This window comes from Nocardia sp. NPDC058666 (assembly GCF_042714895.1).
In the GTDB taxonomy this organism is placed as follows: domain Bacteria; phylum Actinomycetota; class Actinomycetes; order Mycobacteriales; family Mycobacteriaceae; genus Nocardia.
On the sequence record NZ_JBHXRY010000004.1, the window covers coordinates 51,597 to 65,567 of the forward strand.

General features: G+C 67.9%; 13 protein-coding genes and 2 pseudogenes. 8 read left to right on the top strand and 7 right to left on the bottom strand.

All coding sequences use genetic code 11. The features are described from left to right. Positions 1 to 8: 8 nt before the first annotated feature. The 3 genes from ACFWVD_RS11870 to ACFWVD_RS11880 are packed head-to-tail and all read right to left on the bottom strand — an operon-like array spanning position 9 to position 2,235. Complete coding sequence (locus ACFWVD_RS11870) at positions 9 to 1,202, bottom strand: cation:proton antiporter (RefSeq protein ID WP_379242464.1); 1,194 nt, start codon at positions 1,200 to 1,202, stop codon at positions 9 to 11. Positions 1,203 to 1,212: 10 nt separating this feature from the next. Next, positions 1,213 to 1,695: a cation:proton antiporter regulatory subunit gene (locus ACFWVD_RS11875; RefSeq protein ID WP_379242037.1), complete on the bottom strand. Its 483-nt coding sequence runs from the start codon at positions 1,693 to 1,695 to the stop codon at positions 1,213 to 1,215. A 60-nt stretch (positions 1,696 to 1,755) separates the two neighbouring features. Continuing rightward, positions 1,756 to 2,235: a cation:proton antiporter regulatory subunit gene (locus ACFWVD_RS11880; RefSeq protein ID WP_379242038.1), complete on the bottom strand. Its 480-nt coding sequence runs from the start codon at positions 2,233 to 2,235 to the stop codon at positions 1,756 to 1,758. Between the two features lie 207 nt (positions 2,236 to 2,442). On the opposite strand from ACFWVD_RS11880, the gene ACFWVD_RS11885 reads away from it, so the two are divergent. After that, the gene (locus ACFWVD_RS11885) at positions 2,443 to 2,778 is read left to right on the top strand and encodes an STAS domain-containing protein (RefSeq protein ID WP_379242039.1); all 336 of its coding nucleotides are present in this window, start codon (positions 2,443 to 2,445) and stop codon (positions 2,776 to 2,778) included. Positions 2,779 to 2,877: 99 nt separating this feature from the next. On the opposite strand, the gene ACFWVD_RS11890 is transcribed toward ACFWVD_RS11885, so the two are convergent. Then, entirely contained in the window at positions 2,878 to 3,915 is a 1,038-nt protein-coding gene (locus tag ACFWVD_RS11890; RefSeq protein WP_379242040.1) for an LLM class F420-dependent oxidoreductase, read from the bottom strand. Positions 3,916 to 4,049: 134 nt separating this feature from the next. On the opposite strand from ACFWVD_RS11890, the gene ACFWVD_RS11895 reads away from it, so the two are divergent. The 3 genes and pseudogenes from ACFWVD_RS11895 (at position 4,050) to ACFWVD_RS11905 (ending at position 6,865) form a co-directional block, all read left to right on the top strand. After that, positions 4,050 to 4,709 carry a cyclodeaminase/cyclohydrolase family protein gene (locus ACFWVD_RS11895; RefSeq protein ID WP_379242041.1) on the top strand — a complete coding sequence of 220 codons (660 nt, stop codon included), beginning with the start codon at positions 4,050 to 4,052 and terminating at the stop codon, positions 4,707 to 4,709. Positions 4,710 to 4,960: 251 nt separating this feature from the next. Next, positions 4,961 to 5,374, top strand: a pseudogene (locus ACFWVD_RS11900) (L,D-transpeptidase); the annotation flags it as partial. A 111-nt stretch (positions 5,375 to 5,485) separates the two neighbouring features. Further along, positions 5,486 to 6,865, top strand: coding sequence for a hypothetical protein (locus ACFWVD_RS11905; protein WP_379242042.1), 1,380 nt, complete (start codon positions 5,486 to 5,488; stop codon positions 6,863 to 6,865). A gap of 218 nt (positions 6,866 to 7,083) precedes the next feature. On the opposite strand, the gene ACFWVD_RS11910 is transcribed toward ACFWVD_RS11905, so the two are convergent. Next, positions 7,084 to 7,935 carry a bifunctional 5,10-methylenetetrahydrofolate dehydrogenase/5,10-methenyltetrahydrofolate cyclohydrolase gene (locus tag ACFWVD_RS11910; protein WP_379242043.1) on the bottom strand — a complete coding sequence of 284 codons (852 nt, stop codon included), beginning with the start codon at positions 7,933 to 7,935 and terminating at the stop codon, positions 7,084 to 7,086. A 179-nt stretch (positions 7,936 to 8,114) separates the two neighbouring features. Here ACFWVD_RS11910 and ACFWVD_RS11915 point away from each other — a divergent pair. Both ACFWVD_RS11915 and ACFWVD_RS11920 read left to right on the top strand, forming a co-directional pair. Continuing rightward, positions 8,115 to 8,986: pseudogene (locus tag ACFWVD_RS11915) on the top strand (YdcF family protein). A 96-nt stretch (positions 8,987 to 9,082) separates the two neighbouring features. Beyond that, positions 9,083 to 9,958, top strand: coding sequence for a putative protein N(5)-glutamine methyltransferase (locus ACFWVD_RS11920; protein ID WP_379242044.1), 876 nt, complete (start codon positions 9,083 to 9,085; stop codon positions 9,956 to 9,958). Here ACFWVD_RS11920 and ACFWVD_RS11925 read toward each other — a convergent pair. Then, complete coding sequence (locus tag ACFWVD_RS11925; RefSeq protein ID WP_379242045.1) at positions 9,942 to 10,769, bottom strand: SDR family NAD(P)-dependent oxidoreductase; 828 nt, start codon at positions 10,767 to 10,769, stop codon at positions 9,942 to 9,944. The two genes, ACFWVD_RS11920 and ACFWVD_RS11925, sit on opposite strands and share 17 nt — an antisense overlap. Positions 10,770 to 10,799: 30 nt before the next feature. Continuing rightward, positions 10,800 to 12,374: a succinic semialdehyde dehydrogenase gene (locus tag ACFWVD_RS11930; protein WP_379242466.1), complete on the bottom strand. Its 1,575-nt coding sequence runs from the start codon at positions 12,372 to 12,374 to the stop codon at positions 10,800 to 10,802. 146 nt (positions 12,375 to 12,520) lie between these two features. Between ACFWVD_RS11930 and ACFWVD_RS11935 the strand changes: the two genes are divergently transcribed. Next, positions 12,521 to 13,201: a TetR/AcrR family transcriptional regulator gene (locus ACFWVD_RS11935; RefSeq protein WP_379242046.1), complete on the top strand. Its 681-nt coding sequence runs from the start codon at positions 12,521 to 12,523 to the stop codon at positions 13,199 to 13,201. Positions 13,202 to 13,271: 70 nt separating this feature from the next. Then, entirely contained in the window at positions 13,272 to 13,961 is a 690-nt protein-coding gene (locus ACFWVD_RS11940) for a response regulator (protein WP_379242047.1), read from the top strand. Positions 13,962 to 13,971: the final 10 nt, after the last annotated feature.

The window sequence follows — 13,971 nt, forward strand, 5'->3', positions numbered from 1 at the left end:
GATCCAGGTCATTCCGCGAGCGGGTCGACCTTCACACGCTGCTTGCGGTTGACCACCAGCCGCATCACCGGCTCCACGATGCGGGCGCCGATCGGGCCGATGATGGCCATCAGCAGCACGTAGGTGGTGGCAAGGGCCGCGAAACCGTCGGGCACCGCGCCCGCGGCCACCGCCAGGCCGGCGATGACGATCGAGAACTCGCCGCGCGCGACCAGGGCGGTGCCCGCGCGAGCACGGCCGAGTTGCGAGGCGCCCGCGCGTTTGGCCGCCCACCAGCCGGTGGCGATCTTGGTGGCCGTGGTGACCACCGCCAGCAGTACCGCCCAGCCCAGCACGGGCGGGATGGTCGAGGGGTCGGTACTGAGACCGAACAGCACGAAGAACATCGCGGCGAACAGGTCGCGCAGGGGTTCGAGGATCTTGGTGGCGTCGTGCGCGGTGGAGTCGGAGATCGCGATGCCGAGCAGGAACGCGCCGACCGCCGCGGATACCTGCACCGCCGAGGCGATACCCGCCACCAGCAGCGCCGAGCCCAGGAGTTTGAGCAGGAAGATCTCGCGATCCTCGCTGGCCACGATCGCCGAGACGTACTTGCCGTATTTCAGCGCGACGATGAGCACCACGGTCACCGCGACCAGTGCGATACCCACGGTGGTCATGCCTGCCACGAAACCGACACCGGCCAGCACCGCGGTGAGCACCGGCAGATACACCGCCATCGCCAGGTCCTCGAACACCAGGATCGACAGGATCGTCGGCGTCTCCCGGTTACCCAATCGGCCCAGGTCGTTGAGCACCTTGGCGACGATGCCGGAGGAGGAGATATAGGTGACACCGGCCATCGCGATCGCGCCCGTGGGACCGAGGCCCAACATCAGCGCCACGATCACACCCGGCGTCGCGTTGAGCACCAAGTCCAGCAGACCCGCGGGCCAGGATTTGCGCATACCGGTGACCAATTCACCGGCGGTGTACTCCAACCCGAGCAGCAACAGCAGCAGCACGACGCCGATCTCGCTGGCGATGTGGATGAAGTCCTCCACCTCGTGCAGCTCGATCAGGCCGCCGGTGCCGAAGACCAGACCTCCGAGCAGGTAGAGCGGGATGGGCGACAGGCCGATGCGCGCGGCGATCCGTCCCAGGACGCCGAGTCCGAAGAACACCGCCCCCAGCTGGATCAACGCCAACGCGGACGCACTGATCTCCACGGGCTCAGCCGTCGGACAGGATCGAAGCGGCGGCGTCGAGCCCGGCATTGGTGCCGACCACGACCACCAGATCACCACCGGCGAACACGAATTCCGGTCCCGGCGAAGCGATCACCTTACCTGCGCGCATAACGGCCACGATCGAGGCGCGGGTCTTGGTGCGCAGTTCGGTGTCGCCCAGGCGCCGATCGGCGTAGGGCGAATTCGGCAGCACCGGCATCGAGCGGGTGCTCACGCCGTCGAGGTCGCGGTGTTCCTCGCGCAGCTGCGCGACCAGCTGCGGGGCGCCGAGCAGACTGGCCAGCGTGCGGGCCTCGGCGGTGGACAGCGGAACCTGCACGGTCGAATCGGGATCGCCGACCTTGGTGAAAATCAGGTCGGTGCCGCCGTCGCGATGGTCCACCACGCCGATGCGCCGGTCCACCTTCGACAGCGAAAATTCTTTGCGGACACCGATTCCCGGCAGGGACGTCACTTCTACATTCATGGGATCACCTCACCTCAGCTAGGCGATACCTTACCTGCTCTTTACTATTCGCAGGAATTCTCAACCGGCATTGAGCAGCCGTTCCGCCGCGTCGAGGCCTTTGTCGGTACCGATCACAACGACGAGGTCACCGGCGATGAAGGTGAAATCCGTTCCCGGCGACGGGGTTACCTCGCCCGCGCGCACGACCGCGACCACCGACGCTTTGGTGCGGGTGCGCATCGCGGTGTCGCGCAAGGCCTTACCGTCGAAGGGGCTGCCGCGATCGATGGCCAGCTGCCTGGTCGACAGCTCGTCCGCGCCGTGGGTTTCCCGTTTCTTCTGCACCACCTGCGGGGCGCCCAGCAGTCCGGCGAGTACGCCGATCTCGGTGCCCGACAATGGAATCGAGGTGGTCGAGTCGTAGTCACCGGCGCGCGAGACCACCAGGTCGACGGTGCCGTCACGGTGTTCGATCACGCCGATCCGGCGACGCGCCTGCGCCAACGGAAAGTCCTTGCATACGCCGATTCCCGGTAACGGCGTCACATCGATGTTCACGCCCTCACAGTACGACGACATCGCGAGAACGCCAGCCCCTACCCTGCGCAGCCCGGCGGGCCGACCGCAGGAGGCCGTCGACAGCACCGCGCTCCCCGCCCGGCGGATTTGTGCTGTCAAGGGCGGTGGCTTGCGTATTCGGGCGAAGTTGTGTGTTGTTGAACGGTGACCAACTCTCCCGGAGACGCGTATCCACTCACGGACACGATGACCACCACGACGGCGGTACACGACGGCGTGACGGTGCTGACGGTGACCGGCGAGGTCGACCTGTCCACCGCACCGGCGCTGGACGCCACCATCGAGACCATCCTGGCCGACAAACCGGCGACGCTGGTGATCGACCTGACCGCGGTCGGGTTCCTGGCCTCGGCGGGCATGGCGACCCTGGTCGCGGCGCATCAGCGGGCAGGTGAGACCACCTCGATCGCGGTCGTGGCCGACGGTCCCGCCACCAGCCGTCAGCTGAAGTTGACGAGCCTGGACCAGGTGTTCGCCATGCACACCACGCTGGCGGCCGCCTTGGCGTCGTTCACGTCCTGACAGACGTCGTTCACGTCCTGACAGAACAGAACGCGCCGCCCACCGGACTTCTCCGGTGGGCGGCGCGTTTGTCGTATCAGTAGGTCAGCTTTCAGTGAATCAGCACAGCGTGCGCAGCTGCTCGATCAGCTTGATCCGGCCCGCGGAATCCTCGGCGATCGGCGTGACGTTCAGCGTGGTGACGCCCGCGTCGGCCATCGCCGCGATGCGCTCCTTGACGAAGCTCTCGGGTCCGATCAGCGACACATCGCGCACCAGCTCGTCGGGGACGGCGTTGGCGGCACCCTGCTTGTCGCCGGCCAGGTACAGCTCCTGGATGCGGTCGGCGGCCTCGCCGTAGCCGTACTTGGTGGCCAGGGTGTGATAGAAGTTCTTGCCCTTGGCGCCCATGCCGCCGATGTACAGCGCCAGGTGCGGCTTCACGAATTCGAGCAGCGGGGTGACGTTCTCGCCGATGGCCAGTGCGGGGCCCGCGAAGATGTCGAGCTCGCCCAGTGCCGGATCGCGCTTGGCCTTGCCCGCGGCCACCGCGTCGCCCCACACATCCTTGGCCTTCTCCGGCAGGAAGAAGATCGGCTGCCAGCCGTTGGCGACCTCGGCGGCCAGCTCCACGTTCTTCGGGCCCAGCGCCGCCAGCAGCACCGGAATGTCTTCGCGGACAGGGTGATTGATCAGTTTGAGCTCTTTGCCCAAGCCCGTGCCACGGTCGGCGGGCAGCGGGATCTGGTAGTACTTGCCCTGGTAGTTGAGCTTCTCGCGACGCCACACCTTGCGGCAGATCTCGACCATTTCGCGGGTGCGACCGATCGGGGCGTCATAGGGCACGCCGTGGAAGCCCTCGATCACCTGCGGGCCCGAGGCGCCGATGCCCAGGATGAAACGGCCGTCGGACACGTAGTCCAGGCCCGCCGCGGTCATCGCGGTCAGGCTGGGCGTGCGGGTGTACAGCTGCAGGATGCCCGAGGCCAGCTGCACGCGCTCGGTGCGCGCGGCCAGGTAACCCAGCGCGCTCACGGCGTCGAACGAGTACGCCTCCGGCACGAACACGATGTCCAGGCCCGCGCGTTCCAGGTCGGCGACCTCGGCCGCCGTCTCCTTGAAACCGCCCGAATAGTTGATGCTCAATCCGATCCGCATGGTTTCAACATAGCCTCGGGGTTTCCGCGCACCCCGACCGGTCGGTCTGTACGCACAGGTGCTGGTCGAGCGGGGTGCGTGGACAGGCACGCGGTAGCGTTGAGACCAGGATTTCCCATACCGAAAGGCCCGTCGTGTCGCAGCCCACCGTGTCACCGCAGCAGCTCGCCCCCTCCTTCGGTTCGGTGACCCTGGAGCACTATCTGACGGAACTGGCCGCGAAGGTGCCCGCGCCCGGTGGCGGTGCCGTGGCCGCGCTGCACGCCGCGCAGGCCGCCGCGCTGGTGGCGATGGTTGCCCGGTACACCACGCGCGCCAAGGACGCGGTGAACCGTCCGGTGATCGACCAGCTCATCGTGGCCGCCGATGCGGCGCTGGCCAGGTCGCTGGTACTGGCCGACGCCGACGCCGCCGCGTTCACCGCCGTCGGTGCCGCGTACAAGCTGCCCAAGGACACCGACGACGAGATCGCGGCGCGCACCGCGGCGATCAACGCGGCACTGGTGGAAGCCGCGCGGGTACCCGCCGCGGTGGTCGACGAGGCCGACGAGATCCTGTCGCTGGCCGCGGAACTGCTGCCGATCGGCAACCCCAATGTGGTCACCGATATCGGTGCCGCCGCCGACGCCGCCCGTGCCGCGGCGATGAGTTCGCAGCTCAATATCGAGATCAATGTCGGCTCGCTGCCCGCGGAACTGGGCGACGCGTTCGCCGCCGCGCTGCTGCGGGTGGACACCATCGCCGCGCGTGCGGACGCGCTGCACGGCGATGTGCTGCGGGCCGTGCGCGGCTGAGCCCGCCGGTCTCGAACAGGGAACGATATTTCCTAGTCCTCACCAGCGCGAACGCAAGACGACACACCGCGTTACCCGGTGGCCGTTACCACTTCGATAGGTCGAGTTGATCATGTCGGCCTAGACTTGGTTTCCGCCTACGAGTGAGTGAAGGGGTGGCGTTTATGAGGAACGCAATTCGTTTCCTGTTCGTCGCGATCATGGCAGCGTTGTTGGGCGTGGCTTGGTCGACAACCGCGTCCGCGGACCTGATCGGAGGCCAACGAACCCAGTACGGCGGCGGCACCTATGCCGTGGCTGACCTGTCGAACCACACGTTCACGGTCACCGCGAACGGCGAAACGCGCGTGATGCCCGCCTCGATGGGCAAGCCCGGTTTCGAAACGCCGACCGGCACGTTCAGCGTCCTCGAGAAGGACCGCTCGGTGGTGTTCGATTCGCGCACGATCGGCATCCCGCTGGAAGACCCCGAGGGCTACATCATCGACGGCGAATACGCCGTGCGCCTGACCTGGGGTGGGGTGATGGTGCACTCGGCACCCTGGTCGGTCGACTCGCAGGGCAACGCCAACGTGAGCCACGGCTGCATCAATCTCGCACCCGGCGACGCCGCCTGGTACTTCGACAATGTCGGCATCGGCGACGAGGTGTACGTGCACTGGTAAACATTTTCCCTCGTGGCATTCGGCGAACACGCCGTCAGGGCAGTATCGTGCCCGTAACGAAATCGTTGCGGGACATACCCTGACGGCGACGAGCCTGATGAAGGTGGGGCGATGGATCGACCGGAAGCGCACAGACCGATCGGGGCTAGGCGGCAGGAACCGGGATCGGCCGGTGCACCGCTGGCGGCTGTCACCCCGATCCGGCGCTCGCGCGATATCGGTGCGCCACGGCCCCGCCGACTCAGCGAGCAGCCCGCGGGCGGTGCTCGTCATCGAATCGAAGGCGGGCCGACCACTCCCGCTGGGATTCCGGTGATTTCGGCGGCGGACAGTTACGTCACCGATCGGCTGCCCGTGGTGGGTGGGAAGTTCGATCCCGGTGCGAGGCAGGGTGATTCAGACCGAAATGGTCAGGCTGATCCGGGTCCAGACGGTTGGGACCCAGCCAGTCCGGATATCGCGTTCTCGATCGGCGACAACGGGCCTGATACCGATCAGCTGCCGGTCATCGCCGCTCCGCCGGGATGGAAGGACGCTTCGCGGTCGGCGCGCGGGGCGGCGAATGCCCAGCCGGCTGCCGATCACCGCACCCCCGGCTCCGCACCTGCTTTCCACAGCGCGGACACGTTTCCGCCGCGCCCCGCGCTCGAACTGCCCGGTGCGAACATGCTCAATCTGTCCGGTGCGGACACCTTTCCGGCACACCACGCACTCGACCTTTCCGGTGCGGATACGTTCCCGCCGCGCCCCGCGCCCGCACCTCTGGATGCGGACACGTTCCCGCCTCGACCCACATCTGCACCCCAGGGCGCGGACACGTTCCCGCCACGGGCGGCCGACGGACTCGGTGCGGGCGCTGCCCCGTCTCGACCCAGCGCGAACGGCAACGAACCCTCGCGTCCCGCACCTGATTACAACGGTGACGACGCGGTTTTCGCTCGGATGATCGACCGTTCGAAGCGGCGGCGCGTGCCTCGCTGGGTGGGGCCGCTGGCGGCCTCGGTGGCGGGGGCCGTGCTGCTGGGGGGCACCTATCTCCAATTGCGGGAGCCCTCACCGACATCCACGTCGACGAGCACTCCGCTGGTGCCGACCTCGGCCGGTCCGGTGACCGCCGCGTGCCCCACCGAGCAGATCGGCACCATGGTGCGCGGCAAGGGCGAAGGCGGCACCGATTCCGGCATTGCCGCGATTCTGGCCTTCCAGCACGCGTATTACGTTGCGCGGTCCGGTGATCAGGCGCGCACATTGGTGGCCGCCGAAGCGGTTGCCCCGTCGGCGGCCGCGATCCAGGCCGGGATCGACTCCACGCCGGTGGGGACCACGCACTGTGTGGAGATCACGCCGGGTGCGTTCGCCGGGCAGTACCTGGTGAAGGTGACCGCGTTCCGGCCCGATGCCGCGCCGAGCACGTACACGCCGCAACTGGTGGGCACGGCCGAGGTCGGCGGCAAGACGTTGATCAGCTCGTTCGGGTCAGCTCCGCGCTGAACCCGAACGAGGTTTCGCGGCTGACACTCGAAAGCTGGTCAGCCGCAGCCGTTCTCGGCAACAAGACGTTGACGGACCTTTGAGGTCAGCTCCGCGCCCGAGCTGAACGGGGTTACACCGCTACCCCGAAAGCTGGTCGGCCGCCGCCGTTCTCGATCGCGACGACCGCACAACTGTTCGGCCTCAGACCTTTTCGCCTGTCGCCGCCGTGCAGTTGTTCAGCCGCGGGCTTTTTCGGCCGCGACCACCACGTGGCGCATGAGCAGCGCTGTGGTCACGGGGCCGACGCCGCCGGGGACGGGGCTCAGGGCTGAGGCCTTGCCCAGGACCGAGGCGGCGTCGACGTCGCCGACGATCTTGCCGTCTTCGGCTTCGTTGGTGCCCACGTCGATCACGACGGCACCTTCATTGATGTGCTTGCCGGTGACCAGGCCGATGCGGCCTGCCGCGGCGACCACGATGTCGGCGGGGGCGGTGACCGCGGCCAGGTCGGTGGTGCGGGAGTGGGCGACGGTGACGGTGGCGTTCTCGGCGAGCAGCAGCTGGGCCAGGGGCTTGCCGACGATGTTGGAGCGCCCGACCACGGTGACCAGGCGGCCCTGCAGGGCGATGCCGTGATGCTTCAACAGTTCGACCACAGCTTCGGAGGTGGCGGGTACGAAGCCGTCCAGGCCCGAGGCGAGCAGGCCCAGTGACAGCGGGCTGACGCCGTCGACGTCCTTGGTCGCGGCGATCTCGGAGCTCACGTCGTCGAGGTTCACGCCCAGCGGCAGCGGGGTCTGCAGCATGATCGCGTCGGTGGCGGGGTCGGCGCTGCGGGCGCGCAGTTCGGCGCGGATCGTCTCGGCACTGGCGTCAGCGCCCAGATCGATGCGTTCGCAGGCGATGCCGAGACGTTCGGCGGCCTTGCGCAGCGAGTTCACGTACCAGGTGCTGGCCGGGTCGTCGTTGGCCACGATCAGGGCCAGCGTCGGCGCGGTGCCCGCGGCGGTGAGCGCGGCCGCGCGCTGTTTCGAGTCGGCGTTGATGGCGGCGGCGAGTTCCTTGCCGGTCAGCGAAGCGGTATCCACGGTGAGACACCTTATCCGCCGCCGCGTCCACGATCCGCCGCCGGGCCGCGACGCGCGCAAGCTGGTCGAGGTCGACCACGGGCCGCACGTGCGGTCGTACGGTGTCGGCAGCTCTGCCAGCACGTACCGAAGTTCTGCCAGCACGTACCGAACCGTTCGCGGGAAGGGTTGCGACTGCCGTGAAGATCTCGAGGCACTGGAAACAACTGGCCGCCGCTGTCGTCACCGCGGCCGCATTGACGGGCACCACTGTCGGACCCGCCATCGCGGAATCGAATGTGACCGCGCTCTACAACTCCGCGCAACAGCACTTCACCGACGGTGACGATGTCGCGGGTCGCGCGGACCTGCGCGCTCTCATCGCCGCGGACCCCATGACGCCGAAGCGCTTGCGCTGCACGCGATTTGGTCGCATTATGCGGGCGATCAGGCTGCAGTCGGTGACGCGCTCGGACGACTCGGCGCGATCGACCCCGCCAAAGCCGCAGGCACCAACCATGTCCTGCACGCCGTGACCGCCGCCGCGTCCACCCTGCCAAATCCCCTACCCGCGCTTGTCGGCCCGCAGACCGGCATCGTGGTTCTGGGCTACGGCCTGCTGCCCGACGGAGCCCTGCGTCCCGAGCTGGAGAACCGTCTGACCGCGGCCTGGTTGCAAGCGGTCGCGGCGCCGTTCTCGCCGGTGGTCGTGACCGGCGGCAACCCGCAGAACGGGATCTCCGAAGCCGAGGCGATGCGACGCTGGCTGGTCGCGCGCGGGTTGCCCGGCGACCGCATCCACGTCGAAGATCGGGCCGGGTCGACCGTGCAGAACGCACTGTTCAGCACTCGTCTGCTGCGCGATCTCGGTGTGCACAGCGCCGTGGTGGTGACCTCGCCGAACCATATTCGGCGCGCGGTCGCCGATTTCATCGTGGCCGGCACGCATGTGGTCGGGGCGATGACGTCCCTCGAGCAGTTGGTTTCCCAGCTGCCGCCGCCCGCGCGCAGCGCCCAGCGCGGGATCTACCTCGACGCGACCCGCACCTTCGAACTCGACAGCTCCCGCTAGACCCCGCGTCACTGTGCCAGGGGCGCAAGACTGTCCAGTGCCCCTATTCGGTGCCAATGCCGAAAATCAGGTTGTCCGACAGGGGACAATCACACGATGGGTCCCCCGCTGCTCACCGACGTGACCGTCGCGTTGCGGCGCGCGGGGTGCGTGTTCGCCGAGGACGAGGCCGCGCTGCTGCTCGAGGCGGCGGCGCACGACCCGGTGCGACTGGAAGCCTTGGTCGGACAGCGCATGTCGGGGACACCCCTGGAATATCTGCTCGGCTGGGTGGAATTTCGCGGCGTTCGGGTGGGTGTACATCCCGGAGTGTTCGTGCCACGGCAACGCACAGCACTGTTGGTCGAACAAGCTGTGGACTGTGTGGCACCGGGGACGACACAGGCGTGCGTAGTCGACTTGTGTTGCGGCTGCGGAGCTCTCGGCCTGACCGCCGCGACGGAGCTCACCGCCGGTGGTTGCGAGGTCGAACTGGTCGCCGCCGATATCGACCCTGTGGCGGTGGCGTGCGCGCGGGAGAATCTGGCGCCGTTGAGCGCACCGGTGTTCGGCGGTGATCTGTTCGACGCGCTGCCCGGCGACCTGCGCGGGCGCATCGACATCCTGCTCGCGAACACTCCCTACGTGCCCAGCGACCAGGTCGCGCGGTTGCCGCCGGAAGCGCGCGAATACGAGCCGCTGACCGCGTTGGACGGTGGTGTGGATGGTCTCGATGTGCTGCGTCGAGTCGCCGAAGGTGCCGCGCAGTGGCTGGCGCCGGGCGGCACGGTGCTGGTGGAAACCGGTGCGGGACAAGTGGATACGGCCTGCGAAGTGCTCGCGTCGCACGGTCTCGCGGCCGGTGTCGTCCAGTCCGACGAGTACTACGCCACAGTGGTCGTGGGCACCCGTGACACAGGAATGCCCCCGTCCACCCGGTCGCGACGACGACCGGCGGACGGGGGCAACCGACGGCCTACTTGCGGCCGGTGAACTGATCCATCGAGTGGTACACGCCCACCGCGTTCAGGTACAGGTCACGGATCTTGATCGGCAGCAAACCGGTCAGCGCCCGGTTCATCCGCGAGGTCCACGGCAGAACCACCAGTGCCCCACCGTTTTTCATCTCCCGCCACGACGTGTCGACCACATCGTTCTGCTCGAGCATCGGCGTGAAGAGAATGCCCTTGGCACCGTCGAACATGCCGGTGTTGATGTAGGTCGGGCAGACCGTGGTGACCTTCACGTGGTCGTGGCCTGCCTGCTCGAGCTCGAGGCGCACCGAGTCCGACCAGCCCAGCGCCGCCCACTTCGACGCCGCGTACACGGCCATGCGCGGGTTGGCGACCAGTCCGGCCGAGGACGCGATATTGAGCACGCGCGCCTGTCCGGCTCCGGCGACCATGCCGGGCAGGAACTCCAGGGTCACATACATCGGGGCCAGCGAGTTGATCGCCATCGTCTTGTCGATGTCGGCGCGGTTCTCGGTTTCCCAGAAGTAGGTGTTACCGCGCACGATGCCGGCGTTGTTGACCAGGATGTCGATGCCGCCGACCTCCTTGCGCATGGCTTCGCCCGCCTCGCGGATCGAGTCCTGTGACGACACGTCCACCACGTAGTGGTGCACCTTGCCGCCCGCGGCGGTCAGCTGCGCCGCCGTCTCGCGCAGCGCCAGCTCGTTGATATCCCAGAGCACCACCGCGTCGGCGCCCTCGGCGACAGCCTTCTCCGCGAACAGTTTGCCCAGACCCATGGCGGCGCCGGTGATCAGCACCCGCTTGCCCGCGACCGTTTCCAGCTTCATTTCCAGTACCCCTGCTCGGTGTTCACAACACTACTTCTGGCGCAGCGACTTCAGGATGCTGAAGGTCAGCGTCATCGTCTTGGCCCACATCTGCTCGGACATGCCGGGCAGCGGCGCGATCGGCAGCAGTCGCTGCACCGCGATGGTCTGGGTGTCGATGTACTTCAGCAGACCCTCGGGGCCGTGGCGGCGACCCTGACCGGAGATGCCGAGGCCACCCGAGGGCGCGTCGACGCTGCCCCACGCGGCGCTGAAGCCTTCGTTGACGTTGACCGAGCCCGCGTTGATCCGGGCGGCAACAGCCTTGCCACGGTTGACATCGCGGCTCCACACGCTGGCGTTGAGGCCGTAGGCGGTGTCGTTGGCGGCCTCGACGGCGGCGTCGTCGGAGTCGACCTTGTAGACCGACACGACCGGGCCGAAGGTCTCCTCGCGGTAGACCGTCATGCCGGGCGCGACATCGGCGAGCACGGTGGGCTCGTAGAAGTACGGGCCGAGATCCGGGCGGGCGCGGCCACCTGCGAGGACCTTGGCGCCCTTGGCGACCGCGTCGTCGACGTGCGCGGACACGGTGTCCAGCTGACGTTGGAAGGTCAGCGAGCCCATGTCGCGGCTGTAGTCCAGCTCGCCACCCAGCGACATGTTCTTGACGTTGCCCACGAATTCGGCGACGAACTGGTCGTAGACCGAGGCGTCGACGTAGATGCGTTCCATCGACTCGCACAGCTGGCCCGCGGACGAGAAGCACGCGCGCACAGCCAGTTTCGCGGCCTTGGAGACGTCGGCGTCGGCCAGCACGAGCAGCGGGTTCTTGCCGCCGAGCTCGAGCGAGTAACCGATCAGACGCTCACCGGCCTGCTGGGCGATCGTGCGGCCGGTGGCGCTGGAGCCGGTGTAGTCGACGTAGTCCGCGCGGGCGATCACATCGCCGCCGATTTCGCGACCACGGCCCAGCACGGCCTGCCACAGACCACGGGGCAGGCCCGCGCGCTCGGCGGCGTCGATGGCCCACAGCGCCGACAGGGCGGTCTGGTTGTCGGGGCGCGCGATGACCGCGTTGCCCGCGATCAGGGCGGGCAGCGCGTCGGACGCCGACAGCGCGAGGGGGTAGTTCCACGGCGAGATGACCGCGACGACGCCCTTGGGACGGTGGTGCACCTCCACCGAGGTGAGCACCGGCAGCACACCGCGCGGCTTGCGGTCGGCCAACAGCTTGGGCGCGACGGTGGCGTAGTAGCGCGAGTTCAGCGCGACGTCGGCGATCTCGTCGAAGGCGTGCGGGCGGGACTTGCCGGTCTCGGTCTGAATGATGTCCAGCACGGTGTCCTGCTCGGCGAGCACGATGTCGTGGAAGCGGCGCACGATCTCCGCGCGCTGCTTGACCGGCACCTTGGCCCAGTCGCGCTGCGCGTGCCTGGCCACGGCGAAGGCGCGTTCGATATCGGCGACCGAGGACTGCGGCAGGTCACCGATCTTGTGGCCGGTGGCGGGGGCGAAGACCGGTACCGACGGTGCGCCACCGGCGACTCCGCGCTCGTACAGGGGCTTGACCAGCGCGGTGGGCAGCGCGGTGGGTTCGGCGGTCAGCTCGGGGGCTGTCGTCATCGTCGGCCCTACTTCCTCGAGATCGTTCACGCGCAACTGCTCGCGCATGTTCAGGCTATTTGCTGAACACTAGTGTTAGATTAATCCGTGCGACCTGGTTCGTGTCAAGCTTTCAGTGTGTGTGCGCCGATGGTGAGGGTGGTGCGATGACCGAGGAATCGACGGCGGTGCGTCGCGGGCGCCCGCCGCAAACGCGGGAACAGGCCGATGAGGTCCGGGCCAGGATCGTCGAGGCGACCGCCGCGGTGTTCGCGCGCAATGGCTCTCGCGGGCTGAGCGTCGCACAGATCATCGAGCAGGCCGGGCTGGCCAGGCCGACGTTCTACCGCTATTTCGGCAATGCGTCCGAGCCGCTGCACGCGGTGCTCGACGTGTCCAACGAGGGTCTTGTCGGTGGCATTCGGGATGCCCTGGTCGGCACCGACGAGCCCGTTCGGCTGGGTATTCGGCTGATCGACGCGTATGTGGACTGGGCGCGCGGGCACGGTCCGATGCTGCGGCCGTTGTTCGCGGAACTGCACGATCCGGGCTCGCCGGTGTCGGCGTATCGCGAGCGGGCCCTGGACGATATTCGCGATCTGGTGCGCAAGACGTTCGTCGAACTCGGCCGTCCGGTGCCAACGCCCCTTGACCTGGATGCGGCGCTGCACGTGTGCGAATACATCGTCTACCGGCTCACCATGGGCGCGGAACCGGGCAGCGATCCCGATCCGGCGCTGACATCGGAGGCGCGGGTGACCATGATCCGGGTGCTGCTGGTGACCCTGGGTACGCGCGACGATCTCGCCTACGCGATGGAACTGCCCGGTCTGTTCCCGGATCCGTAGGTCCGCGCTGCACACACAATCTCCACATTTGACTCAGGATCCCTCCACACCGGCTCGCTAGGGTCGCACCATGGAAAACAGTGGGTCCGCGCAACGCCGGATTCTGGTCGTGGACGACGAGGTGACCATCGCCGAGTCGATCGCGGCACGATTGCGGGCCGAAGGGTTCGCGGTGGAGTTGGCGCACGACGGGCCGGGGGCGGTGGCCGCGGCTGCGGCGAGGGAACCGGATCTGGTGGTGTTGGATGTGATGCTGCCGGGGTTCGACGGCCTCGAAGTGTGCCGTCGCATCCAGGCCGAGCGGCACGTGCCCGTTCTCATGCTCACCGCGCGCACCGACGAGACCGATCAGCTGGTGGGCCTGGGGGTCGGTGCCGATGACTATCTCACTAAACCGTTTTCGATGCGGGTGCTGGCCGCGCGGGTGCACGCGCTGTTGCGGCGGGTGGACCGGGCGCTCGAGCGGGGCGACAACAGCATCGTCGTGGGTGATCTGCGGATCGATCTCGCCGAGCGACGGGTGTGGCGTGGGGACATCGAAGCCCGGCTCACCCCACTGGAATTCGATCTGTTGACCCGGCTGGCGCAACGTCCGCGGGCGGTGTTGGCGCGCGAGCGGCTGCTCGAGGACATCTGGGACTGGTCCGATGCGGCGGGGACACGGGCGGTGGATTCGCACGTGAAAGCGTTGCGGCGCAAGCTCGGTGCCGATCTCATCCGCACCGTGCACGGTGTCGGTTACGCCTTGGACGCGCGATGACCGCGACGCT

Bases quoted from the DNA above. Each gene is read 5' to 3' on its own strand.
- ACFWVD_RS11875 (WP_379242037.1), bottom strand. From the start codon at position 1,695: ATGAATGTAGAAGTGACGTCCCTGCCGGGAATCGGTGTCCGCAAAGAA.
- ACFWVD_RS11885 (WP_379242039.1), top strand. From the start codon at position 2,443: ATGACCACCACGACGGCGGTACACGACGGCGTGACGGTGCTGACGGTG.
- ACFWVD_RS11890 (WP_379242040.1), bottom strand. From the start codon at position 3,915: ATGCGGATCGGATTGAGCATCAACTATTCGGGCGGTTTCAAGGAGACG.
- ACFWVD_RS11905 (WP_379242042.1), top strand. From the start codon at position 5,486: ATGGATCGACCGGAAGCGCACAGACCGATCGGGGCTAGGCGGCAGGAA.
- ACFWVD_RS11920 (WP_379242044.1), top strand. From the start codon at position 9,083: ATGGGTCCCCCGCTGCTCACCGACGTGACCGTCGCGTTGCGGCGCGCG.
- ACFWVD_RS11925 (WP_379242045.1), bottom strand. From the start codon at position 10,769: ATGAAGCTGGAAACGGTCGCGGGCAAGCGGGTGCTGATCACCGGCGCC.
- ACFWVD_RS11930 (WP_379242466.1), bottom strand. From the start codon at position 12,374: ATGACGACAGCCCCCGAGCTGACCGCCGAACCCACCGCGCTGCCCACC.
- ACFWVD_RS11935 (WP_379242046.1), top strand. From the start codon at position 12,521: ATGACCGAGGAATCGACGGCGGTGCGTCGCGGGCGCCCGCCGCAAACG.
- ACFWVD_RS11940 (WP_379242047.1), top strand. From the start codon at position 13,272: ATGGAAAACAGTGGGTCCGCGCAACGCCGGATTCTGGTCGTGGACGAC.